24 protein-coding genes are annotated in these 24,072 nt (G+C 44.9%); 18 read left to right on the top strand and 6 right to left on the bottom strand.

Features of this window, described 5'->3' with window-relative positions:
• The first annotated feature begins 82 nt into the window (after positions 1-82).
• The 5 genes from rpsO to R7190_RS16130 all read left to right on the top strand — a co-directional run bounded on the left by rpsO (position 83) and on the right by R7190_RS16130 (position 5,872).
• On the top strand, positions 83-352 hold the full coding sequence (gene rpsO / locus R7190_RS16150) for a 30S ribosomal protein S15 (RefSeq protein ID WP_005380094.1): 270 nt from the start codon (positions 83-85) through the stop codon (positions 350-352).
• A 292-nt stretch (positions 353-644) separates the two neighbouring features.
• Complete coding sequence (gene pnp, locus R7190_RS16145) at positions 645-2,780, top strand: polyribonucleotide nucleotidyltransferase (protein WP_005380098.1); 2,136 nt, start codon at positions 645-647, stop codon at positions 2,778-2,780.
• 178 nt (positions 2,781-2,958) lie between these two features.
• Complete coding sequence (nlpI, locus tag R7190_RS16140) at positions 2,959-3,879, top strand: lipoprotein NlpI (RefSeq protein WP_005380101.1); 921 nt, start codon at positions 2,959-2,961, stop codon at positions 3,877-3,879.
• A 99-nt stretch (positions 3,880-3,978) separates the two neighbouring features.
• Positions 3,979-4,401 (top strand): MarR family winged helix-turn-helix transcriptional regulator, encoded by a 423-nt coding sequence (locus tag R7190_RS16135; RefSeq protein ID WP_005380103.1) that lies wholly within the window; start codon positions 3,979-3,981, stop codon positions 4,399-4,401.
• Between the two features lie 124 nt (positions 4,402-4,525).
• Entirely contained in the window at positions 4,526-5,872 is a 1,347-nt protein-coding gene (locus R7190_RS16130) for an MATE family efflux transporter (RefSeq protein WP_186584675.1), read from the top strand.
• 51 nt (positions 5,873-5,923) lie between these two features.
• On the opposite strand, the gene R7190_RS16125 is transcribed toward R7190_RS16130, so the two are convergent.
• From R7190_RS16125 to R7190_RS16115, 3 genes are all read right to left on the bottom strand, one after another.
• Positions 5,924-6,802 carry a U32 family peptidase gene (locus R7190_RS16125; RefSeq protein WP_186585019.1) on the bottom strand — a complete coding sequence of 293 codons (879 nt, stop codon included), beginning with the start codon at positions 6,800-6,802 and terminating at the stop codon, positions 5,924-5,926.
• A gap of 20 nt (positions 6,803-6,822) precedes the next feature.
• The gene (locus tag R7190_RS16120) at positions 6,823-7,836 is read right to left on the bottom strand and encodes a ubiquinone anaerobic biosynthesis protein UbiU (RefSeq protein WP_005386427.1); all 1,014 of its coding nucleotides are present in this window, start codon (positions 7,834-7,836) and stop codon (positions 6,823-6,825) included.
• A 133-nt stretch (positions 7,837-7,969) separates the two neighbouring features.
• Positions 7,970-10,009: a bifunctional diguanylate cyclase/phosphodiesterase gene (locus R7190_RS16115; RefSeq protein ID WP_005380112.1), complete on the bottom strand. Its 2,040-nt coding sequence runs from the start codon at positions 10,007-10,009 to the stop codon at positions 7,970-7,972.
• A 363-nt stretch (positions 10,010-10,372) separates the two neighbouring features.
• On the opposite strand from R7190_RS16115, the gene R7190_RS16110 reads away from it, so the two are divergent.
• Complete coding sequence (locus R7190_RS16110; RefSeq protein WP_005394645.1) at positions 10,373-10,900, top strand: ubiquinone anaerobic biosynthesis accessory factor UbiT; 528 nt, start codon at positions 10,373-10,375, stop codon at positions 10,898-10,900.
• Positions 10,884-11,387, top strand: a complete 504-nt coding sequence (locus R7190_RS16105) for a GNAT family N-acetyltransferase (protein WP_005380119.1) — start codon at positions 10,884-10,886, stop codon at positions 11,385-11,387. The genes R7190_RS16110 and R7190_RS16105 overlap by 17 nt, the downstream gene beginning before the upstream one ends.
• A gap of 62 nt (positions 11,388-11,449) precedes the next feature.
• Here R7190_RS16105 and R7190_RS16100 read toward each other — a convergent pair whose 3' ends face one another.
• Positions 11,450-11,896 (bottom strand): hypothetical protein, encoded by a 447-nt coding sequence (locus R7190_RS16100; protein WP_017635886.1) that lies wholly within the window; start codon positions 11,894-11,896, stop codon positions 11,450-11,452.
• A gap of 159 nt (positions 11,897-12,055) precedes the next feature.
• Here R7190_RS16100 and R7190_RS16095 point away from each other — a divergent pair, with 159 nt between their 5' ends.
• The 6 genes from R7190_RS16095 (at position 12,056) to R7190_RS16070 (ending at position 17,338) form a co-directional block, all read left to right on the top strand.
• The gene (locus tag R7190_RS16095; RefSeq protein WP_318137584.1) at positions 12,056-12,454 is read left to right on the top strand and encodes a DNA polymerase III subunit psi; all 399 of its coding nucleotides are present in this window, start codon (positions 12,056-12,058) and stop codon (positions 12,452-12,454) included.
• A 12-nt stretch (positions 12,455-12,466) separates the two neighbouring features.
• Positions 12,467-12,922: a ribosomal protein S18-alanine N-acetyltransferase gene (rimI, locus tag R7190_RS16090; RefSeq protein ID WP_005386430.1), complete on the top strand. Its 456-nt coding sequence runs from the start codon at positions 12,467-12,469 to the stop codon at positions 12,920-12,922.
• A 285-nt stretch (positions 12,923-13,207) separates the two neighbouring features.
• The gene (prfC, locus tag R7190_RS16085) at positions 13,208-14,797 is read left to right on the top strand and encodes a peptide chain release factor 3 (RefSeq protein ID WP_005380123.1); all 1,590 of its coding nucleotides are present in this window, start codon (positions 13,208-13,210) and stop codon (positions 14,795-14,797) included.
• 95 nt (positions 14,798-14,892) lie between these two features.
• Positions 14,893-15,090: a DUF5363 family protein gene (locus R7190_RS16080; RefSeq protein WP_017635884.1), complete on the top strand. Its 198-nt coding sequence runs from the start codon at positions 14,893-14,895 to the stop codon at positions 15,088-15,090.
• Positions 15,077-15,850 carry a TatD family hydrolase gene (locus R7190_RS16075; RefSeq protein WP_017635883.1) on the top strand — a complete coding sequence of 258 codons (774 nt, stop codon included), beginning with the start codon at positions 15,077-15,079 and terminating at the stop codon, positions 15,848-15,850. Before R7190_RS16080 ends, R7190_RS16075 begins: the two co-directional genes overlap by 14 nt.
• A 204-nt stretch (positions 15,851-16,054) precedes the next feature.
• Complete coding sequence (locus R7190_RS16070; protein ID WP_005380131.1) at positions 16,055-17,338, top strand: NupC/NupG family nucleoside CNT transporter; 1,284 nt, start codon at positions 16,055-16,057, stop codon at positions 17,336-17,338.
• 358 nt (positions 17,339-17,696) lie between these two features.
• Here R7190_RS16070 and R7190_RS16065 read toward each other — a convergent pair whose 3' ends face one another.
• Positions 17,697-17,831: a hypothetical protein gene (locus R7190_RS16065; RefSeq protein ID WP_005391675.1), complete on the bottom strand. Its 135-nt coding sequence runs from the start codon at positions 17,829-17,831 to the stop codon at positions 17,697-17,699.
• A 90-nt stretch (positions 17,832-17,921) separates the two neighbouring features.
• Between R7190_RS16065 and deoC the strand changes: the two genes are divergently transcribed.
• The 4 genes from deoC (at position 17,922) to deoD (ending at position 22,276) form a co-directional block, all read left to right on the top strand.
• A complete protein-coding gene (deoC, locus tag R7190_RS16060) occupies positions 17,922-18,698 on the top strand; it encodes a deoxyribose-phosphate aldolase (protein ID WP_005380133.1) in 777 nt (258 codons plus the stop codon).
• A 97-nt stretch (positions 18,699-18,795) separates the two neighbouring features.
• Positions 18,796-20,124 (top strand): thymidine phosphorylase, encoded by a 1,329-nt coding sequence (gene deoA, locus R7190_RS16055; RefSeq protein ID WP_005380134.1) that lies wholly within the window; start codon positions 18,796-18,798, stop codon positions 20,122-20,124.
• Between the two features lie 68 nt (positions 20,125-20,192).
• Positions 20,193-21,413 (top strand): phosphopentomutase, encoded by a 1,221-nt coding sequence (locus R7190_RS16050; RefSeq protein WP_017820430.1) that lies wholly within the window; start codon positions 20,193-20,195, stop codon positions 21,411-21,413.
• A gap of 143 nt (positions 21,414-21,556) precedes the next feature.
• Complete coding sequence (gene deoD / locus R7190_RS16045; protein WP_005380140.1) at positions 21,557-22,276, top strand: purine-nucleoside phosphorylase; 720 nt, start codon at positions 21,557-21,559, stop codon at positions 22,274-22,276.
• A gap of 95 nt (positions 22,277-22,371) precedes the next feature.
• Here deoD and R7190_RS16040 read toward each other — a convergent pair whose 3' ends face one another.
• The gene (locus R7190_RS16040; protein ID WP_005391677.1) at positions 22,372-22,977 is read right to left on the bottom strand and encodes a YtjB family periplasmic protein; all 606 of its coding nucleotides are present in this window, start codon (positions 22,975-22,977) and stop codon (positions 22,372-22,374) included.
• A 91-nt stretch (positions 22,978-23,068) separates the two neighbouring features.
• On the opposite strand from R7190_RS16040, the gene serB reads away from it, so the two are divergent.
• Entirely contained in the window at positions 23,069-24,049 is a 981-nt protein-coding gene (gene serB, locus R7190_RS16035) for a phosphoserine phosphatase (RefSeq protein ID WP_005386439.1), read from the top strand.
• Positions 24,050-24,072: the final 23 nt, after the last annotated feature.

Genomic DNA, 24,072 nt, shown 5'->3' with positions numbered 1-24,072 from the left:
CCCTATAATCCGCGCTTCGCGTAGCGGCTGAATCAGAGATTGGCTGCTACAACTTTAAACCTACTCTTATTAGGAGAGAATTATGTCTCTGAATGCAGAAACTAAAGCAGCAATCGTTGCAGAATACGCACAAGGCGAAGGCGACACTGGTTCACCAGAAGTTCAAGTAGCTCTACTTACAGCTTCTATCAACCACCTACAAGGTCACTTCAAAGCGCACAAAGGCGATCACCACAGCCGTCGTGGTCTTCTACGCATGGTTTCTCGTCGTCGTAAGCTTCTAGATTACCTAAAAGGTAAAAACCTAGCTCGCTACCAAGACCTAATCAAACGTCTAGGCCTACGTCGCTAATCAGCGACTGCATAGCAGTTTGTCTAAAAAGGGGCTTTATGCCCCTTTTTTGTTGCCTAAATTTAGCCAAATTAGACTTATGCCGTTATAATACTGGCGGCTAAACCTTGTAAGAGGTTTTCTCAAAAGCTCATAGCATTACAGTCAACCACGTCGACCAAAAGGTCGCGACTATTCAAAAGGAATTTCCGAGTTTCTTTTTACTAGTCGCGATTCGTAATGCCTTGAGTGTCAATTAACACATCTAAGATTTCTTTAAGCACTAAAGGAAGATTAGAAACAAGGAATAACAATGTTCGAAAAACCAGTTGTTAAAACGTTCCAGTACGGTAACCACACAGTTACTTTAGAAACTGGCGTTATTGCACGTCAAGCTACAGCAGCAGTTATGGTCACAATGGATGATACGTCTGTATTCGTATCTGTTGTAGGTAAAAAAGAAGCCGTTGCAGGTCAAGACTTCTTCCCACTAACGGTTAACTACCAAGAGCGTACTTACGCTGCGGGTAAAATCCCAGGCGGCTTCTTCAAACGTGAAGGTCGTCCTTCTGAAGGCGAAACGCTAACAGCTCGTCTAATCGACCGTCCAATCCGTCCGCTATTCCCAGACGCGTTTAAAAACGAAGTTCAGGTTATCGCGACAGTAATGTCTGTAAACCCAGATGTTCAGCCAGATATCGTTACAATGATCGGTACTTCTGCTGCTCTTGCTATCTCTGGCATTCCATTCAACGGCCCTATCGGTGCGGCGCGTGTTGGTCATATCGATGGTCAGCTTGTACTTAACCCTAGCCAAACTGAACTAGAAACTTCTAAGCTTGACCTTGTTGTTGCAGGTACAGAGTCAGCAGTACTGATGGTTGAGTCAGAAGCGGACAACCTAACTGAAGAAGAAATGCTAGCGGCGGTTGTTTATGGTCATGACCAACAACAAGTTGCTATTCAAGCTATCAACGAATTCAAAGCAGAAGTTGCAACTCCTGCTTGGGATTGGGTTGCTCCTGAAGAGAACACAGCGCTTAAAAATAAGATTGCTGATCTAGCAGAAGCTAAACTTGTTGAAGCTTACCAAATTACTGAGAAAATGGCTCGTTACGACCGCATCCATGAGATCGCTGCGGAAGTAAATGAAGTTCTTCTTGCTGAAGATCCTGAAGCAGACACAAAAGAAATCCACACTATCTTCCATGATCTAGAGAAGACAGTAGTACGTAGCCGTATTATTGCAGGTAACCCTCGTATCGATGGCCGTGAAAAAGACATGGTTCGTGCACTAGATGTACGTACTGGTGTTCTTCCTCGTACTCACGGTAGCGCGCTATTCACTCGTGGTGAAACTCAGGCGATCGTTACGGCAACGCTAGGTACTCAGCGTGATGCTCAAATCATCGATGAGCTAACTGGTGAGCGTAAAGATCACTTCCTACTGCACTACAACTTCCCTCCATACTGTGTAGGTGAAACTGGTTTTGTAGGTTCTCCTAAGCGTCGTGAAATCGGCCACGGTAAACTGGCGAAGCGTGGTATTGCTGCAGTAATGCCTTCTGTTGATGAGTTCCCATACACAGTACGTGTTGTATCGGAAATCACTGAATCTAACGGTTCATCTTCAATGGCTTCAGTATGTGGTACTTCTCTTGCACTTATGGACGCAGGTGTGCCAATCAAAGCATCTGTTGCTGGTATCGCAATGGGTCTTGTTAAAGAAGGTGACGATTTCGTTGTACTTTCTGACATCCTTGGCGATGAAGACCACCTAGGTGACATGGACTTTAAAGTAGCAGGTACTAACACTGGTATCACTGCACTTCAAATGGACATCAAGATCGAAGGCATCACTAAAGAAATCATGCAAATTGCGCTTAACCAAGCTCAAGGCGCACGTAAGCACATCCTATCTGTAATGGATGAAGCAATCTCTGGTGCTCGTGAAGACATCTCTGAATTTGCTCCGCGTATTCACACGATGAAGATCAGCGCTGAGAAGATCAAAGACGTTATCGGTAAAGGTGGTGCAGTTATCCGTGCTCTAACTGAAGAGACTGGTACAACTATCGAAATCGAAGACGACGGTACTATCAAGATTGCGGCAACTGAAGGCACTGCTGCGAAAGAAGCTATCCGCCGTATCGAAGAGATCACTGCTGAAGTTGAAGTGGGCCGTATCTACACAGGTAAAGTTGCACGTCTAGCAGACTTCGGTGCATTCGTAACGGTTCTTCCAGGCAAAGATGGTCTTGTACACATTTCTCAAATCGCAGAAAAACGCGTAGAGAAAGTGTCTGACTACCTAGCTGAAGGTCAAGAAGTTCAAGTTAAAGTTCTTGAAATCGACCGCCAAGGCCGTGTACGTCTAAGCATGAAAGAAGCGGTAGAAAAGCCAGCTGAAGAAGCTGCTGCTGAAGCACCGGCTGCTAAAGACGAGTAAGACAAAATGAGACTTTCAGCCTTTTATTAGATTAAGGGCCTGAAAGCATGTTATAAAAGGGGAGCATTTTCGCTCCCCTTTTTTGGTTTGTTTCGATGTATTAACCTCAAACGAGGTTATCGCCTATATTGCATTAAGAGAAATAAATCTTGAGCGGTCCAAACAGGAGTATCAATTAGTGAAATGGTTTCAAACCGCAATTTTATGTGTTGCTATCGCGCTGACCGGTTGTGCAAATACTTCTCAACAATCAGCACAAAAGTGGTTATATCCACCGATGGCGGTGCCACTTCAGCCTAGTGTTCAACAAGAAGTACAAATCGCGCGTCTCTCGCAGTTGCTACAACGTCCCGACCTTAGTGATGAAGTGCGCGCTAAAATGCATTATGAGCGTGGTAGCTACTACGACAGCGTTGGTTTACGTGATCTTGCCCGTTTGGACTTTAACCAGTCTTTGCAGTTGAATCCTGCTCAGCCGGACATCTTCAATCTTTTGGGAGTATACTTTACCCAAGTAGGAGAGTTTGATGCGGCATATGAAGCGTTTGACTCGACCATAGAGTTGGCTCCTGATAATACCTATGCTGAGCGCAACCGTGCGATTGCACTGTATTATGGTGGCAGAATCGATCTCGCTTTAGAAGATATGACCAAGCATTATCAAGAAATGCCAACGGATCCTTTTCGTTCATTATGGCTGTACATCATCGAAGCTGAGCAAAATCCAGAGCAAGCAAAAGCCAATCTTCAACAGCGTTATTTACGAGATCGTAGTGAAGAGTGGGGATGGGTTCTTGTTGCCATCATGCTACGAGACGTCTCGGACGAAGACGCGCTTAAAGCAATTATGGATGGAACGAGAGAGAACTATCGCCTAGCTGAACGATTGACGGAAACGTATTTCTACCTTGGAAAGCGTAATCAGCTTGAAGGTGATATCGCAAGTGCCATCTCACTTTATAAGCTCGCGATTTCGTTCAACGTTTACGATTATGTTGAGCATCGCTATTCTTTCTTGGAGTTGGCGCAAATTTACGATCAATTACAGCAAGATAGATTGGCCAAGTTAAAGGCTGCCAAGAAGCTGGAAATTGAATGATTTAGAGCCGCTCGATGAGAGCGGCTTTTTTTATGATTGAACTTGATGAGTGACTCATTTAAAATAGTTAGCCTTGCTAACTAAGTGGTGGTGGCTTTTATGGCATTAGAAGAAAGCTTGATTGATTTAGAGCGTTTTTGCGCCAAAGCTTGGCGTGTCTATGCCAAAGAAGATCCATTATCACATCTAAGCTTTAATGAGTTCGATTATTTACGTGTGATTCAGGTTTACCCTGAGGGTGTGCGAATAACCGATCTTGCAGAAGAGCTGCAAGTGACTAAGCCTTCCGCATCGACAATGGTTGTGCGTTTGGAAAAAAAGGGTTTGGTGAAACGCATCGCATGTAATGAGGATGCTCGTGCTAAGCGTGTGTTGCTTACGGAAGAAGTCGCAGAAAAAATGTCTTTGGAGCAGGTAGTGTACAAAGATATCTCTGACCAAATGATGCAACAATTAAATCAGCAAGAAGCTGAACAGTTACAAGCTTTATTGAATAAAGCATTGAGTAATAAGTCATTTTAAACTAAAGCAAAGGCCTCAGCTGTATGGTTTAGTTTTTGTTGTTTCATCTTTCTTTTATTTAAATTAACCATTTAGTTAGTCTTGCTAATTAAATGGTTAGCTTTGCTAACTACTGGTGACAGTCATGCAAAACTCAATTTATAGACAGTTTTGGAAATATACGATTCCAACCGTCGTAGCAATGCTCGTAAACGGTTTGTATCAAATAGTTGATGGCATTTTTATTGGCCGTTATGTTGGCGCTGACGGATTAGCTGGGATCAATGTTGCGTGGCCTATTATCGGTTCGATCCTCGGTATAGGAATGATGATTGGGGTGGGGACTGGCGCGCTGACTTCGATCAAGCAAGGAGAGAACGATCATGAAGGCGCTAAGCGAATCCTAACGACCGGATTGACGTTGTTAGCGGCATTGATGCCGGTCGTTGCTACAATATTGTTCTTGTTTTCGGATGAATTTATTCGCTGGCAAGGTGCGGAAGGGCGAGTGTTTGAACTTGCGCTGCAATATTTGCATATTCTGATTGTCGCGTGCGTATTCACGTTGGGTTCTATCGCAGTTCCGTTTCTGTTACGCAATGACGACAGCCCGAACTTAGCAACGATTTTGATGGTCATCGGTGCCGTTATTAACATCGTATTAGACTACGTATTTATTGCTTGGTTGGAGTGGGAGTTAACCGGAGCCGCTATTGCCACTGCACTTGCACAATTAGTGGTCACTGTGCTCGGTATTGGTTACTTCTTTACTTCAAAAGCAACATTACGCCTTCGTATCCGCGACTTCAAAGTTCAGGTTGATGCTGCACCAAAGATTATCATGATAGGTACATCAAGTTTCTTTATGTACGCCTACGGCTCTGTGATGGTGGCACTGCACAACGCGTTATTTGCTCAATACGGAAGTGCAATGTTGATCGGAGCGTACGCCATTTTGGGGTACATCGTGACGGTTTACTATCTGATAGCCGAAGGAATTGCGAATGGTATGCAGCCTTTAGTGAGCTTCAACCACGGTGCACGTAATCAGGAGAACATCAGAAAGTTATTAAAGGTCGCGATGGGGACATCTGTGCTTGGTGGGGTGGCGTTCGTTGTTTTGATGAACCTTTTCCCGTACGAACTGGTTGCGGTGTTTAATAATGCTGACCAACAGTTGATTGATAGCACCGTGATCGGGATTCGTTTACACATGTTTGCGTTGTTCTTAGATGGTTTTTTAGTTGTGGCGGCCGCGTACTATCAATCAGTAAACAAAGGCAGCAAAGCTATGTTTGTAACACTAGGCAACATGCTGGTCCAGTTGCCATTCTTGTTCATTATGCCGAAACTTTTCGGCGTGACAGGTATTTGGTTAGCTTTCCCATTGTCTAACATTGCATTGAGTTTGGTCGTGATCAGTATGTTGTGGCGAGATGTGAAAAAGCTGCTTAATGAGAGTTCTGTCGAACCAAGGGTGCAAGCCTGCTAACAAAAGCTAACAGATAAAAGCGAGGCTAGGCCTCGCTTTTATCTTTAAGGATTAAATGGTTTTTACTTCTAAGCCCGCTAGTTGATGCCAATAGCCATTGCATTGGCGGCTTTCGAGCTTTTCAGGATTATCGCCGTATTCGTTTGAGCGAAAACGCTCTAACTCTGAAAAAATGTCCATACCAAGAGGGCTTAACCGGACCACATCAACCAGCCCTTTCATACTTGGTAAGTCATTGATGAGGTTGTAGCAATACCCTGACTGTGTTTGAATGCCGTTAAGGTTAAAGACTTCTTGCCCTTCTTGGCTGCTGACCTGGATACCCGTAGGGTATTTGATACAGCAGGTTTCGCAATCGTCTTTCGCTCGGTTTTCAGCTCGGGCTGTGAAACAGCGAGCGGAATACGCTAAAGGCAAATAACCGTGGCTAAATACCTCAACTTCAAACTTTTTACGAATACCAAGCTCGTCACACTGAACTAAAGTATCGTTTAACCATTCGCGAGAGAGTTCGACAGGCATGCACCAACGCATCATACCTTGCTTCAAAAATAAGTTGAGCGTGTGTGCGTTATAAGTATTGATTGCAGGGCCAACGACGAAAGGCACTTTATGCTCTGATGCCAATTGAACAGCAGATACGTCATTTGCTTCAATCGCGAAGTCACCGTTGTCGATGTACTTCTTCATTATGTTTACTTCACTCGGAGCTTCTAGTAGTGCCATCGTTGATAGCACCACTTGCTTGCCAGATGCAGACAGCTCTTTTGCGATTTCAAGCCAATGCGAAGGCTTCATTTCTCGACGTTTTGAACATACGGTTTCCCCAAGATAGATGATGTCCGCGGAGCTTGATTTCGCTTGTTCATAAAACGCTTCGATATCTTGTTTTGGCCAGAAGTACAACAGCGTACCAAGCGCGTATTTCATTGAATTATCCATCTTAACCTCTACTGCCATTTGCGGTGATAAGCACCAAGTGTGGTCTGCGTACCTTCAGACACGTTTGCCAATGCGGCATCCCAAGCCGCTTCGACTTGATAAGCTTCTGGGTTTGCTTGGTAACGGTCAATCGCGGCTCGCCATGTTCGAGTGACTTGTTCTACGTAAGCTGGGCTACGTTGGCGACCTTCAATTTTTACAGACGCCACATTTGCAGCAAATAGTTCTGGCAGCATAGAGAGGGTGTTCAAACTGGTTGGTTCTTCCAGTGCGTGGTAGCGTTTTTTCTCGCCTTCGATTTCTGCTTCGAAACGACCTTTACACAAGGTAGGGTAGCCCGCATTTTCACCGGCGCTGTAGCGATCGATCAAAATGTCGTTAAGGCGGGATTCCAGACCATTTTCTGTTTCTTGCCAGCGAACGTACTTAGCTGGAGAGCATGCTCCCACAGTGTTTGGAGACTCGCCTGTCATATATGACGATAGGTAGCAGCGACCTTCAGACATGATGCAAAGGCTACCAAAAGCAAAGACTTCTAACTCGACATCGCTAGTGATGTTGCGTGAAAGCTGTTTGACCTGATGAATCGATAAAACGCGAGGTAATACTACCCGTTTTACGTTGAAGTTTTGTTTGTAAAAATCAATGGCTGCGACGTTGGTCGCTGATGCTTGCACTGAAAGGTGTAGTTCTAGATCGGGATATTTGCGAGCCGCGTACTCCAGCACTGCAATGTCTGCAACAATCAGCGCGTCTACACCCAGTGCCGCTGCATTGTCTACTGCGTTCGTCCAGCGCTCGAAGCCATTGGGATGAGCGAAGGTATTCAACGCGACATGAATTTTTTTATTGCGGTCATGAACGTATTGCACCGCTTTTTCTAACTTTTTGCCGTTAAAGTTGAGGCCAGCAAAGTGACGGGCGTTGGTATCATCTTTGAAACCAATGTAGACGGCATCGGCACCGCAATCAATCGCAGTTTTTAACGCAGGCAGGTTACCCGCGGGACACAAGAGTTCCATATGCTCACAATCATTGAGAATAAAAAGGTGTCCGCATTTTATGAAGAATTATGAATAGCGAAATTGACCTAAGTTAGGTTTAGCTCAATAAAGTCGATATTTACCCCTTGCGAGTAAGGGTATCGGGTCGGGGTTAGTTCTTGTGACGACGATTCTGTACAAACAGCTCTTCAATTTCATGTTTTGGCTGCGGGCGATAAAAATGGAATCCTTGAATCGCATTACATTGAAGGTTAGAGAGCAGGGTCGCTTGCTGGTGGGTTTCCACCCCCTCGGCAACGACAGTTAAGTCGAGCGACTTACCCAGATTAATGATGTTTTCAATCACAGTGACTTGTTTCGGTAGTGTGTCGATATCATTAATAAAAGCGCGGTCGATTTTTAGCTCGTCAATAGGAAAACGCGCTAAGTAGGAAAGAGAAGAGTAGCCGGTACCAAAGTCATCGATAGAGAGAGCGAAGCCAAGCTTTTTAATCGCATTCAACATTTGCAGTGTATGTTCGCTATCACTCATCACGGCACTTTCGGTTAGCTCGAAGGTAATGCAGCTTGGATCAAGCTCGGTAGTGCGAAGCAGCTTTTCCATAAAGTCGATCAGCTGTGGGTTGCCAAATTGCTCGGGAGAGAGGTTGATGGCGACACGGCCTGGCAGTATGCCTTGTTGCTTCCAACGTTTTACCGTATTGAAAACATCACGCATCACGACACGTCCAAGGTGTTCTATTAACCCAGCGCGCTCGGCGACAGGAATGAATGAGCCAGGACTAATGTACCCTTCGACTGGATGCTTCCAACGAACGAGCGCTTCTGCGCCGTTGATACTGAAGTCTCGCGCGTTAACCTTAGGTTGATACCACACTTCCAAACCGTTCTGCTGCAATGCTTTTTGCAGTTCAATTTCAAGCCACAAACGCATACGCGCTTCTTTGTTCATTTGATCGTTAAATTTGATCAGACGATTTCTACCACGATCTTTGGCTTCATACATCGCAGTATCGGCATTTTGTAGTAGGATTCGCGCATCTTGTCCGTCTTCAGGGTATCGAACGCTACCAATTGAACACGCAAGGCGTTTACTGAAGTGGTGCAAGTCGAAAGGTTGGTTGATCAACGAGATAATGCGATCGGACAAAATTTCAGCCATGCGGGTGTTTTCTGGCTCCGGCAGAATGACGCCAAACTCATCGCCACCCAAATGACCAATAATCGCTTGGTTTGGCAGTAACCGTTTAAGACGGGCCGATACCTCTTGAATCACTTTATCGCCAATATGATGACCAAGTGAGTCATTAATGTTTTTGAAGTTATCGATATCCAAATAGAACACCAGAAGCGGTGTTTGCTTTTTGATCAGCTGTTCCAAACGTTTGGTGAAGCCAAAGCGGTTGTAGAGTTTGGTGAGCGAGTCAATGTGTATGTCTTCATTCGATGCAGAAGACAGGTTTTTGGGCGCATCATCAGCATCTTGGATTAGGATAATTTGAGATTCGCTACCTAATATCGCCGTGGAATCCGCGTGTAGCTGAACTTTCCGTTCAAAGCCGCATCTTGCACTGGTTAAGCAGACAAAAGGTTTGTCAGAAATTAATGTACTCAATCGATGACTAAATACCTTTTTACTGTTTTCATCGATGAATAAACGACTTAGCTCTTCGCCCAACAATTCATGAGGAGAGTTAAGTCCGAGAAGGCGCGCTGATGCGGGGTTCGCAGAGATGACAATATCATCTTCGATAAGCAGTAAGCCGTCTGGTAGCAGTTGTGTTAACTTCGCAAACTTACTTTCGGACTCTTCTAAGGAGCGAACGAGTATCTGCTTTTCTGAAGTATCGACAGCGTGAAAAACAACAAAGCGAATGTCGTTACCTTCAAAAACTGGCGAAAGACTAAAGTGAAGACTGGTTTCAAGGTCGGTTTCATCGAGCGTGATTTCGGCTTCGACATGTGCCCCTTTGAACGCGCGCTGATAGTATGGTGCAAGCTTCTTATAAAACTGTTCACCCAGCACTTGGCAATCGTTTAAGCCGACGATTTCCTCATGACTTAAACCTGCGATATCGCAGTAACGGTCACTTACCATTCGATAATTGTGTTTTTTATCAAGAATGGCAAAGAAGAAAGGGCTATTTGAGGTTAGCGTGGCAAACCAATGTTTTAATTGCTGGGAAGGCATTAGGGTATTACCGATCTCCAATGAGCCAGATTATTCGTCCGTGTATAAAAAGCGACACCCTGATAAGCCTGCGGCGATCTACCACCAAGCCAAAGTGTTACTTGCCATTAAAGGGCTCGCGGTTTTAGCTGTGCAGTCGACAATCACATGGATACGCTCAGATAACTATAACTTTGAAAATACGGTTGTAAAAGTGTTTATCCACCTGTTCGCATCAATAATACACGTAAGTTCAAAAAAAGAAGCGTTAGTGAGCAATAAACCACCAATCTAAAATAAGCACTTTATTGATACATAACAGTAATCTCATCGCCACGATTGCTTAATATAAGCAACCTAATGACAAAGTAACGGATAATGAACGTGTTAAACAAGATTCGCAGTCAACTAGTAAAGAACGCAGCTAATATTTTGCGTTCTCCAGTCCAGTTATTACCACAGCCAATTCAGCAAAAAGCGTTGCTAGAAGGGCTAAAAATGGTGTTTAAAGAAGCCTTGGAAGATGGTGACTTTGAGTTCCTTGAAGACAAGTGGTTAAAAGTTGCGATTAAAGACTTGAACTTAGCATGGTACATCAGCTATCAAGACGAAAAATTGGTGGTAGCTGAAAAACCAGTTCAGGAAGATGTGAGTTTTAGTGGTAATCTAAACGACCTAGTACTGATTGCTGGTCGTAAAGAAGACCCTGACACACTGTTCTTCCAACGTCGCCTTTCAATTGAAGGTGATACTGAGCTTGGCTTAGAAGTGAAAAACTTAATGGACAGTGTCGACTTAGAGCAGTTACCGAAAGCAATGCAAGTCGCTTTGAATCAATTGGCTGATTTTGTTCAGAAAGGAGTTCAAGCGCCTGCACAACCAACCGGAGTAGCGAATGCTTATTCGAACTGAAGCCCCAGCGGACATTCTTACCATTGACCGCTTATTGAAACACGCCTTCCCGACGGAAGCTGAAGCTGAGCTTGTGATGCGTTTGCGCGAAAACAGCAAATTCACGCTTTCCTTAGTCGCGTGTACAGATGAGGGAGAGGTGATAGGCCATGCTTTATTTAGCCCTGTGACCTTAAATGGTGAAGATTTGTCATGGCAAGGGCTAGCGCCATTAGCTGTTCATGAAGATTACCGTCGCCAAGGCATCGCTGCAGAGTTGATCAAAGAAGGTTTTGATTCACTGCGTGATTTTGGTTACCCAGTGTGTGTGGTGTTGGGCGATCCTGATTATTACGCGCGCCAGGGTTTTCAATCATGCGACGAGATGGGCTTTGAATGTGCTTGGGATGTCCCTAAAGGTGCATTTCGAGTCGCAGAGTTGGTCGAAGGTCAATGTGCTGGACGCTCCGGACGCATAGACTATGCGCCAGAGTTCTCTGAACTGTAAATGAAAGAAGCCCACGACTAAGTGGGCTTCTTTCTTATTCACTGAAAACTGAGATAGGGAGGTTAGGATGACTGGTTACTTTTCTTTTTGCCCCAGACCTCTATTTTCGCTTTTTTACTTACCCCTAGCAGGCTAAGTTTTGTGCTTCCCCAGCTACTGTAAGTCATTTCAATCCGTTTTAGCTTGGCTTCTTTTGTACCTGGAAGGCTCCAGGCACGAGTCGACAATCCGCTTGTTAGTACGCCCATAGAGGAAAGCTTTTTCTCACTACCATCTGTCATGACGACTTTTAAACCATTCATGTCTACCGTTCCTTGCACACATTTTAGTTTTATTTTACTGAAGCTTCGGTTTCGGAATAGGCTATTTGGTGTCACGGTATCTGTTTCTGTGTGAAAGTTAACGGTTTTCGTTGCAATCAGCTCCCACTCATCGCTGTTATTAGCAAAAACACTCATGCTGGTGGCGGCTACCAGTGTGCAAAGTAGTAGCGTATTTAAGAATTTCATAATGTACCTTATATGTCATACCCAATGTGTGGCCGTTGGCAAAACGCTATGTTAAGGAATATCCAAATCATCTCATTGTGTTCAGGTGTTCCTTGAAGTCCTTTAGGTATAATCGCGATAATTTGATAGGATTGCCCTCGTTCAAATAGGTGACGGAAAATGTCAATTAACGAGAAACAGTATTTACGTGAAATGGAGATCAGCACATGGGAGCTGGTACACCCTGAAAGACTGGAAGGCTATCAATCGCCATTATTGGATTTGCAAAGTTCATGTAAACTCCTATTGGTATCGCCAATATGTCCAGAAAACGAGACGGCATTGATGTTTGAGCGCGTATTAAAAAGCATTAAGCTCACGCTTGATGATGCGCTACACCTAGAGCCTGAGCGCTTATCCATGCTGGGTGAACATCAGCTAGAGTGGGTGTGGTTTGCAGGCTGTGAGGCTGATAAAAGCATCAAGGCAAAGCACCTGACCTCGCCACTATTACAAGATATTGATGGTAATAACGAACAGCGCCGCGCATTGTGGCAACAAATCTGTTCGTACTCTTAACGGAGCTAATGCGTGACAATTGAAATTACGCCGATGCGTGCAGAGCACCTCGACCAAGTTTGGCAAATCGAGCAGCAAGCACATTCTCACCCTTGGGCCGAATCTTTGGTTCGTGACTTATCCAGTCGCGGTGCTTGCCACCATGTGATGCTGGAAGGCTCTCAAGTGGTTGGTTACTTCTATGGACAGAATATTGTTGGAGAAGTGACACTATTAAATATTGCAGTAGCGCCTTCTCAACAGGGCAGAGGGCTAGGGCAAAAATTGCTGGACGCGTTTATTGAACACTGTGAACAAGCCAAAGCAGAGAGTGCTTGGTTAGAAGTGCGTGAAAGTAATCACCCAGCTATCCATATTTATGAGCAAGCAGGTTTTAATGAAGTGGACCGTCGTTACAACTATTACCCAGCTAAATCGGGAAATGGTAAGGAAGACGCCATTATCATGAGTTACTTATTTTTGAGTTAGTTTTAGGCCGTTACTAATTACCTCATCAACACTTATGCTTTAAATGCGTATCCGGATTCGAGGCTTTTGAATATGTAATAATAATTTTTTGAATTTTTACATCTCTTTGTGTGGAGCTGGCTTTCCCTCGTTAGTTGCAGGTAAAGGCTGGTGAGCCGAGTAAATTCAGTTCATGTCTTTCCAGTTTGCTAGCACAGCGATAATAAGCGAGAATACCGCACAATATCGAATAGTAGATATGCTTGCCTATTTTGTGAGCATGAAAGTAATTTAGAAGATTAACTAATGTCAAATCCCCTTTTTTTAGGCGAAGTGTCTAAGCGCAGAACGTTCGCTATTATTTCTCACCCGGATGCGGGTAAAACCACCATTACTGAAAAAGTCCTTTTATTCGGAAACGCGATCCAAAAAGCAGGTACGGTTAAAGGTCGTGGTAACGCACAGCACGCAAAATCAGACTGGATGGAAATGGAAAAAGAACGTGGTATCTCGGTAACCACTTCTGTAATGCAGTTCCCTTACAATGACTGTCTGGTAAACCTACTTGATACGCCTGGACACGAAGACTTCTCGGAAGATACATACCGTACGTTAACGGCAGTAGACTCGTGTTTGATGGTTATCGATGCGGCGAAAGGTGTCGAGGATCGTACACGTAAGCTGATGGAAGTAACGCGTCTGCGTGACACGCCAATCGTAACCTTCATGAACAAACTTGACCGTGACGTTCGTGATCCAATGGAAGTATTGGACGAGGTAGAAAACGAGTTGGGCATGATGTGTGCACCAATTACATGGCCAATCGGCTGTGGTAAAGAATTTAAAGGTGTGTACCACATTCACCGTGATGAAACGATTTTATACGAATCAGGTCACGGTCATGAGATTCAAGAAGTTCGAATCATCAAAGGTCTCGATAACCCAGAGCTTGATGAAAAAGTTGGTGCAGGCCTTGCGGAAAGTGTTCGAGAAGAGCTTGAGCTTGTCATGGGTGCTTGCCCTGAGTTTGATTTGGAAATGTTCCTAACCGGTGATCTTACGCCAGTTTACTTCGGTACTGCATTAGGTAACTTTGGTGTGGATCATATGCTAGACGGTCTAACTGAATGGGCTCCAGCGCCGAAAACTCGTCAAGCGGTTGAACGTGAAGTTGAAGCGACTGAAGAGAAGTTCTCTGGTTTCGTATTTAAGATCCAAGCGAATATGGACCCAAAACACCGCGACCGTATCGCATTCATGCGTATTGTATCGGGCACTTACACGCAAGGTATGAAGATGAACCACGTTCGTCTTGGCAAGCAAGTGAGTATCTCTGATGCAGTAACCTTTATGGCTGGTGACCGTGCACGTGCAGAACACGCTTACGCCGGTGACATCATTGGTCTACATAACCACGGCACTATTCAGATTGGTGATACCTTTACTCAAGGTGAATCACTGAAGTTCTCTGGTATTCCGAACTTCGCTCCGGAATTATTCCGTCGTATTCGCCTGAAAGATCCACTAAAGCAGAAGCAGCTTCTCAAAGGTTTGGTTCAGCTATCAGAAGAAGGTGCGGTACAGGTATTCCGTCCTCTACAGAACAACGATCTGATCGTTGGTGCCGTTGGTGTACTTCAGTTTGATGTTGTTGTGGCTCGTTTGAAGTCTGAGTATAACGTTGAAGCGATTTATGAAGGCATTAACGTTGCAACTGCGCGTTGGGTTGAGTGTGGTGATGCGAAGAAACTGGATGAGTTCCAACGCAAGAATCAAGCGAACTTAGCATTGGATGGTGGTGATAACCTAACGTATATCGCTCCAACAATGGTTAACTTAAACTTAGCGAAAGAGCGTTTCCCTGACGTTGATTTCCGTGCGACGCGTGAGCACTAATTTGGCGCGGTTAGGGTAAGCCGTAACGCAAACTAGATTTTAAAACGCCCTTGGCTATAAACTTAGCCAAGGGCGTTTTTATATAAGGATAAGATATGAATTGGTTTAAACGTGGGCTAAAGCGTTACGACAACTGGTGTAAAGAGATGGGGCTAACTCCCGATCAGAAACGCAGTTGTGTCCCATATCGAAAAGACCCTGCCCATCAAACTGAAGAGAAGAGTGAAGCCCAACGATCTCCTGATTTTCTGCCCGCAGATACAGATAAAAAGCGTCAAGATGAAGCTCTTTGATACGCACTGCCACTTTGATTTTGATGTGTTTCAAGATGACTTTGCGCATCAACTTGAGCTTGCTCAAACGCAAGGCGTCGCAAGAATTTTGATTCCTTCCGTCGGTCCGCAAAACTGGGCTCGTATTCAAACTTTGGCAGAGCAACATGCCAATTTGTATTATGCGCTCGGCTTTCATCCGTATTTTCTTGAAGATAACTTTGAGCAGCACCTTACAGAACTAGAAGGCTATCTAAATCAAAAAGGGCCACAGTGCGTGGCAATAGGAGAGTGTGGTTTAGATTTTGCCATTGATGTTGACCCACAGTTGCAAGAAAAGACACTTGAAGTTCAATTTGAGCTGGCTAGACGCTTCGAGCTCCCAGTTATTTTACATAGCCGAAAAGCGCACAATCGCCTCATTCAAATGGTGAAAGCGGCGAATCTCCCTAGAGGAGGTGTGCTACACGCTTTTTCTGGGAGTTATCAGCAAGCCATGGAGTGGGTCAAATTAGGTTTTTTTATCGGTGTAGGAGGAACGATTACCTACCCAAGAGCTAAGAAAACACGCGACGCAATTCAAAAATTACCACTCGAAAACCTAGTAATCGAAACAGACGCACCAGATATGCCTATACTTGGATATCAAGGGGAGTCAAATCACCCAGCCAAACTCATTCACGTCTTTAATGAGCTCGTAGAGTTGCATAACGGCCGAAAGCAATCGATTGCCTCTCAACTGTGGAAAAATAGCAATTTTGCTTTCTCGATATGTGAATAAAATCTAAAGATGTGGTTTGAAATCGAAAACGTTTTCCTGCTTATTGTGAATTAACTCACAAAGCTGGTTGAATCAATCATGAATCTTATAGGAAAGTGTGAGGCTGGCATTACTTTAATTGATTCTGCATGAGTATAATTGCCCCCGCTTTATAGCTCCATTTTGTAACACGCCAATAAATAACTTATAAGGAAGTCATAAACTATGAGCCTGTTTATGAGCCTAATCGGTATGGTAGTGCTTCTTGCGATTGCAGTGGCATTTTCTAACAACCGAAAAGCTATCAACTTTAGAACTGTGGGTGGCGCATTCGCTATCCAATTCGCATTAGGTGCATTTGTTCTGTATGTACCTTGGGGCCGTGATCTACTAAACGGTTTCTCTTCAGGTGTTTCTAACGTTATCAACTACGGTAACGATGGTTCATCATTCCTGTTCGGTGGTCTTGTTTCTGACAAGATGTTCGAAGTATTCGGCGGCGGCGGTTTCATCTTCGCATTCCGTGTTCTTCCTACACTGATCTTCTTCTCTGCACTGATTTCAGTTCTTTACTACATTGGCGTTATGCAATGGGTTATCAAGATTCTTGGTGGCGCACTACAAAAAGCGCTAGGCACTTCTCGTGCGGAATCAATGTCAGCGGCAGCTAACATTTTCGTAGGTCAAACTGAGGCACCTCTAGTTGTTCGCCCATTCGTTCCAAAAATGACTCAATCAGAGCTATTCGCGGTAATGTGTGGTGGTCTAGCTTCTGTTGCTGGTGGTGTACTAGCTGGTTACGCATCTATGGGTGTTCCACTAGAGTACCTAGTTGCGGCATCATTCATGGCAGCACCAGGTGGTCTACTGTTCGCTAAAATCCTTCACCCTGAGACTGACCAGCCTCACGAAAGTATCGAAGAAGCGATGGACGGCGGTGACGACAAACCAGTTAACGTAATCGACGCAGCTGCGGGCGGTGCGGCTTCTGGTCTACAACTTGCGCTTAACGTAGGTGCAATGCTAATCGCATTCGTTGGTCTAATCGCGCTAATCAACGGTATGCTAGGTGGCATCGGTGGTTGGTTCGGCATGCCAGAACTAACACTAGAGCTAATCCTAGGTTACGCGTTCTCTCCACTAGCATTCCTAATCGGTGTTCCATGGGCAGAAGCTGTAACAGCTGGTTCATTCATCGGTCAGAAAATCGTAGTGAACGAATTCGTTGCTTACTTGAACTTCACACCATACCTAGGTGAAAACGCTCAAGTAATCGCGGCAACTGGTGAAGTAATGTCTGAGAAGACAACAGCTATCATCTCATTCGCACTATGTGGTTTCGCGAACCTTTCTTCTATCGCGATTCTACTTGGTGGTTTAGGTAGCCTTGCACCAAACCGTCGTAGTGACATCGCTCGCATGGGTGTTAAAGCAGTTCTAGCAGGTACGTTGTCTAACCTTATGGCAGCGACAATTGCAGGCTTCTGCTTAAGCCTTGCAGCACTATAATTAGAATCGGTTCTTAATATATAGACGCCGTTTTACATCATGCCCTGTAGCAAGAGATTGCTGCGGGGCATTTTTCGTTTTTCGGGCTCCAAAATTTCATCGGGTGTTTGCCTTAGTCGAGGTATTACGCAGTCAATGGAATAGGGGCTAGGAAATTTTGAGATACAAACCGTTTGCGCTCTATTTGGTGCTACAGTTTTGCGGTGAAACTCTATAATGTATTAATCACAGGATAGTGGTTAAGCTTGATTCTTAATCACGTAATGAATATTACATAATCGATGGGCAAATGAATTGCCCTGCAATATTAGATCTAATAGGCGTTTTGCTTTGTGATGTGATATTAAAGACACCGCAATCATAGATTGTTGTGCCATAGGCCAAACTGGTACTGTGCGGTGACAAGGATAGCAATTGGCATATGATAAATTTTCGCTGTATATGCCGAGTCTTCAGGGAACCAAGTCCGTTCATTAATAGACTGTTTAGCCATTTACTCACATTGTCTCGACTTGTTGATTATAGTTAAAGACGTGATGTAAGGCTGAGTAGTGAATTTTTTGAATATTGATCGGAGATAGAAATGAGCGATTTAAAAGCAGCAGCGCTACGTGCACTTAAACTTATGGACCTAACTACGTTGAATGACGATGACACTGATGCAAAAGTGATCTCACTATGTCATGACGCGAAAACAGCAGTAGGCAACACAGCTGCAATTTGTATTTACCCTCGCTTTATTCCTATTGCTAAGAAGACACTTCGTGAGCAAGGTACGCCAGAGGTTCGTATTGCAACAGTAACGAACTTCCCACATGGTAACGACGACATTGAAATCGCAGTTGCTGAAACAAAAGCGGCGGTTGCTTACGGTGCAGACGAAGTTGACGTAGTTTTTCCTTACCGCGCGCTAATGGCGGGTGATGAGAAAGTAGGCTTCGAACTAGTTAAGCAATGTAAAGAAGCTTGTGGTGACATTCTTCTTAAAGTGATCATCGAAACAGGTGAACTAAAAGAAGAAGCACTAATCAAGAAAGCATCTCAAATCTGTATTGAAGCAGGTGCTGACTTCATTAAAACTTCAACTGGTAAAGTGCCAGTAAACGCAACACCAGAATACGCTCGCATGATGCTTGAAGTTATTCGCGACATGGGTGTTGCAGAAACTGTTGGTTTCAAACCAGCAGGTGGTGTGCGCACTGCTGAAGACGCAGCAGCATACCTAGCAATGGCTGACGAAATCCTAGGTGACAACTGGGTTGATGCTCGTCACTACCGTTTTGGTGCGTCTAGCCTGCTAACCAACCTACTAAATACATTAGAAGTATCGGACGACGTCGCTGATCCAACAGCGTACTAATTCCAATAATACGTCTGAACGGTAGCACCTAAACGGGTGCTACCAAACCTCTTCTATCCTACTACAACCATGGCTCAAAAGAGCTTGGGAGGCACTAATGTATTTACCACAAGAAATCATTCGTAAAAAACGTGACGGTGAAGTACTTACCGCAGACGAAATCAACTTCTTTATTCAAGGCGTAGCGAACAACACGGTATCTGAAGGTCAGATTGCGGCGTTTGCTATGACGATTTTCTTTAATGAAATGACCATGGATGAGCGCATCGCCTTAACGTGTGCAATGCGTGATTCGGGCATGGTTATCGACTGGAGCCACATGAATTTCGGTGGTCCAATTGTCGACAAACACTCAACCGGTGGTGTGGGTGACGTAACTTCTTTAATGCTTGGCCCAATGGTGGCAGCGTGTGGCGGTTTCGTACCTATGATCTCTGGCCGCGGTCTTGGTCATACAGGCGGTACGCTGGATAAACTTGAATCTATCCCTGGTTACAACATTACGCCGAGCAACGATGTTTTTGGTCAAGTAACCAAAGACGCTGGTGTGGCGATCATCGGTCAAACTGGTGACCTTGCTCCTGCGGATAAGCGTGTTTACGCTACTCGTGATATTACCGCAACGGTAGACAATATCTCCCTGATTACGGCGTCGATCCTTTCTAAGAAACTGGCGGCGGGTCTGGAATCGCTAGTGATGGACGTAAAAGTGGGTTCAGGTGCATTTATGCCAACTTACGAAGCGTCTGAAGAGCTAGCAAAATCAATCGTTGCGGTAGCAAACGGTGCTGGCACTAAGACTACGGCAATTCTTACGGACATGAACCAAGTATTGGCGTCTTCAGCGGGTAACGCAGTAGAAGTTCGTGAAGCGGTTCGTTTCTTAACAGGTGAATACCGTAACCCTCGTCTACTTGAAGTGACCATGGCTTCATGTGCTGAAATGTTAGTACTTGGCAAGCTTGCTGAGAACACAGAAGACGCACGCGCAAAACTGATGGAAGTGCTGGATAACGGCAAAGCGGCTGAGTGCTTCGGCAAGATGGTTGCTGGCTTAGGCGGCCCTGCTGACTTCGTAGAAAACTACGACAACTACTTAGAAAAAGCAGAAATCATCAAGCCAGTTTACGCAACAGAAACGGGCATTGTCTCTGCAATGGATACACGTGCTATCGGCATGGCTGTGGTTGCTATGGGTGGTGGTCGTCGTGTTGCTACTGATGAAATCGACTACGCAGTTGGTTTCGACGAGTTCATCCGCCTAGGTGAGGTCGCAGACAGTGATAAACCTCTTGCGGTCATCCACGCTCGCACTGAAGAGCAATGGGAAGAAGCGGCAAAAGCACTGCGCAGTGCAATCAAAGTAGGTGGTGAATACACACCAACTCCAGAGGTTTACCGCCAAATTCGTGCAGAAGATATCTAATAGAACAAGTAATTACACAAGGCCTACTCAACCATAATAAAAAGCCGAGTGGGCCTAAGGAACGAGCAATGAAAAGAGCATTTATTTTAGTACTAGACTCATTCGGTATCGGTGCAACTGCCGATGCTAAAGAATTTGGTGATGTAGGTTCAGACACACTAGGTCACATCGCTGACCAATGTGAAAAAGGCTTAGCAGATAACGACAATCGTCAAGGTGCACTTCGCCTTCCAAATCTATCGAAACTTGGTTTGGCAATGGCGCATAAAGAATCGACAGGTCGCTTCGCACCTGGACTAGACGCAGACGCTGAAATCATTGGTGCATACGGTCATGCAGCAGAGCTTTCTTCAGGTAAAGACACGCCGTCTGGTCACTGGGAAATCGCAGGTGTTCCTGTTCTGTTTGACTGGGGTTACTTCACTGACAAAGCAAACAGCTTCCCGAAAGAATTGACTGACCGCATTCTTGAGCGTGCAGGTCTTGACGGTTTCCTAGGTAACTGCCACGCATCTGGTACTCAAGTTCTTGACGATCTTGGTGAAGAGCACATGAAGACTGGCAAACCAATCTTCTACACGTCTGCTGACTCTGTATTCCAAATCGCATGTCACGAAGAGACTTTCGGTCTAGACCGTCTACTAGAGCTTTGCCAAATCGCACGTGAAGAGCTAGAAGATTACAACATTGGTCGTGTTATCGCGCGCCCATTCGTTGGTGCTGGTAAAGGTCAATTTGAGCGTACAGGTAATCGTCGTGATCTTTCTGTAGAGCCACCATCAGCAACGGTTCTTCAGAAGCTCGTTGATGAGAAGCAAGGCAACGTGGTTTCTATTGGTAAGATTGCTGATATCTACGCAAACTGCGGCATCACTAAGAAAGTGAAAGCGACAGGTATCCCTGCATTGTTCGAAGCAACGCTAGAGCAAATCAAAGAAGCGGGCGACAACACGATCGTATTCACTAACTTTGTAGACTTCGACTCAGCTTACGGTCACCGTCGTGACGTAGCGGGTTACGCAGCGGCACTTGAGTACTTCGATGGTCGTATCAACGAAGTGCTAGAGATTATGGAAGAAGACGATGTGCTTATCCTAACGGCAGACCACGGCTGTGACCCAACATGGCCAGGCACTGACCATACTCGTGAGCACATCCCAGTATTGGTTTATGGTCAAAAAGTACCAGCTGGTTCTCTTGGCCGCCGCGAAACATTCGCAGATATCGGTCAAACATTGGCAAGTTACTTCGGTACTTCTCCAATGGATTACGGTAAGAACTTCCTATAATTAGTTAGGTTTTTGAAAACTAGGAGCTTGATTGCTCCTAGTTTTATGTTTGCAGTATGTAAATGCTGCTTGTCGGAAATGAGAATACTCTGGCTTATATCGCCTTAAGCGCGGAGCGCTAGAGAAAGGTTAAGGAAAAGAAAATGGCAACTCCACATATCAATGCTGAAATGGGTGCATTTGCAGACGTCGTACTGATGCCTGGTGATCCACTACGTGCAAAATACATCGCAGAGACTTTCCTTGAAGATGTCGTTCAAGTGTGTGACGTTCGTAATATGTTTGGTTACACAGGTACATACAAAGGCCGTAAGATCTCGGTAATGGGCCACGGTATGGGTATCCCATCATGCTCGATTTACGCGACTGAACTAATCAAAGACTTCGGCGTGAAGAAAATCATCCGTGTTGGCAGCTGTGGCGCAGTGAATGAAGACATCAAAGTGCGTGATGTTGTGATCGGCATGGGTGCATGTACTGACTCTAAAGTGAACCGTATCCGCTTTAAAGGTCATGACTTCGCGGCAATCGCAGACTACAACATGGTTCGTGCGGCAGAAGACGCTGCAAAAGCTCGCGGTATTGACGTTAAAGTTGGTAACCTATTCTCAGCAGAGCTTTTCTACACGCCAGATCCAGAAATGTTCGATGTAATGGACAAGTACGGCATTGTTGGTGTTGAAATGGAAGCGGCTGGTATTTACGGTGTTGCGGCAGAATACGGTGCAAAAGCTCTGACAATCTGTACGGTTTCTGATCATATCAAGACTGGCGAACAGACTACATCTGACGAGCGTCAAACGACATTCAACGACATGATGCTAATCGCACTAGATTCAGTATTGCTTGGTGACGAAGAGTAAGCGACGAAGAGTCATTCTATTTTTCGCTCTCAAGAGCTAAAAAAACAGCCCGCACATTACGGGCTGTTTTTATATGAGTTGTTAGCGCTACCTAGTTACTTGGTTAGCAGCAGGTTTGGCGCTTTTTTACGACGTATCGGTTGTCGACGTAAAATCAAGATGAACAACATACCACAGACAAAGCTCATTAAGACCATCATGTACATATAACGATCGCTCTTGCGATAGTGGTGGTCAGAAATAGCCGTCACCCGGCCCGTCTCAAAGGTCACGCGAACAAAACCGATAAGCGCACCATCTGCAAAAACTGGTTCAACCAACTGCTGGCGACCAATGGAAGCTGTTGCCAAAGGCGTATCCAGGCCAAGAACTTCGCGTACCGATAATGCCTCTTCACTAGACGCTAAACGTACACCCTGTGCATCGTAGATTGTTGCATCAAACACTAAACGGTCTTGTGCTAGCTGGTTTGTTAGCTGAAGTAATCGTTCTTGATCTTTAGTTAAAATCATCTCACTGGCAGAAAGAGACGCCTGTGAAATCAAAACTTTGGTGAGTGTTTCAAGCTGTTGTGCTTGAATTTTCTCATTACCCTTACTGATCACAACACTGTTTTTTATTGTGATAAACAACATCACACACAGTAGGATTAGTGCCAGAATTCTTAGGGCATTCCTTACTGAGAACAAAGATTCACTCATGCTCTTTACTCATCCATTTAAAATAAAACAAAGACTTGCCTTTTTAGTTTGTTGAGGTAACGTTTTAGCAAAGTCATAAGGGATTATATACATGGACGCGTCAAAAAGCTTGCCTATCAGAAAACATACGACACTTTTAAAACGATTACCCGAGACTCGATTTGCCTCCCAATTAGATAAAGCAAAAGCAAACTGGATCGTATTTGCTGAGTACCTTTCGCCAAGTCACTTCGAAGACATTGATTTCTTCACCGGCTTTTACAACCCGATACTAGAAACGTGGAAAGTTGGCCAATATGAAGTAGCCCTGATGGCCGGAGAGTTGACTCCTCAACATGAAACGATCTTACAAAGTCTCAACCTAGATTACGCCTCGCTTAATGAAGTGCCCGATCTATCAACCCAAGGGTTGATTGTATTTGATATGGATTCAACGGCGATCCAGATAGAGTGTATTGATGAAATCGCGAAACTGGCAGGAGTAGGGGATGAGGTCGCTGAAGTCACTGAACGTGCCATGCAAGGTGAGCTGGATTTTGAGCAAAGTTTACGTCAGCGAGTTGGTAAGCTCAAAGGTGCCGATGAATCAATTCTTGAACAAGTTCGTTCCCAGTTACCATTCATGCCGGACTTTGAAGCGCTAATTGCGACGTTGAAAGCCTTGGGCTGGAAAACAGCGATTGCTTCCGGTGGTTTTACTTACTTCTCTGATTACATCAAAGATAAAGTCGACTTAGATTTTGCTCGCTCCAATCAATTAGAAATTATTGACGGCAAACTCACGGGTAACGTACTTGGTGATGTGGTAACGGCGCAGATGAAGTCTGACATTCTAGTGGAACTGGCGGATGAATATGAAATTGAGCAGCACAACACGGTTGCTGTCGGTGATGGCGCTAATGATCTTGTGATGATGTCGGTGGCAGGATTAGGGATTGCGTATCACGCAAAACCAAAAGTGGAAGCTCAAGCGCAATCTGCGATTCGCTTTGCTGGGTTGGGCGGTGTGCTCTGTATTTTATCTGGCGCATTGGTGAAGCAGCAAAAGGTTAGCTGGAAAGCTAAACCTTAACCATCCATTCAAAAACACCGCCA

It is taken from the genome of Vibrio sp. 1078-1 (assembly GCF_033340475.1).
Note: the sequence above shows the minus strand (reverse complement) of the source record. Positions and strands in the feature narration are given on the sequence as shown.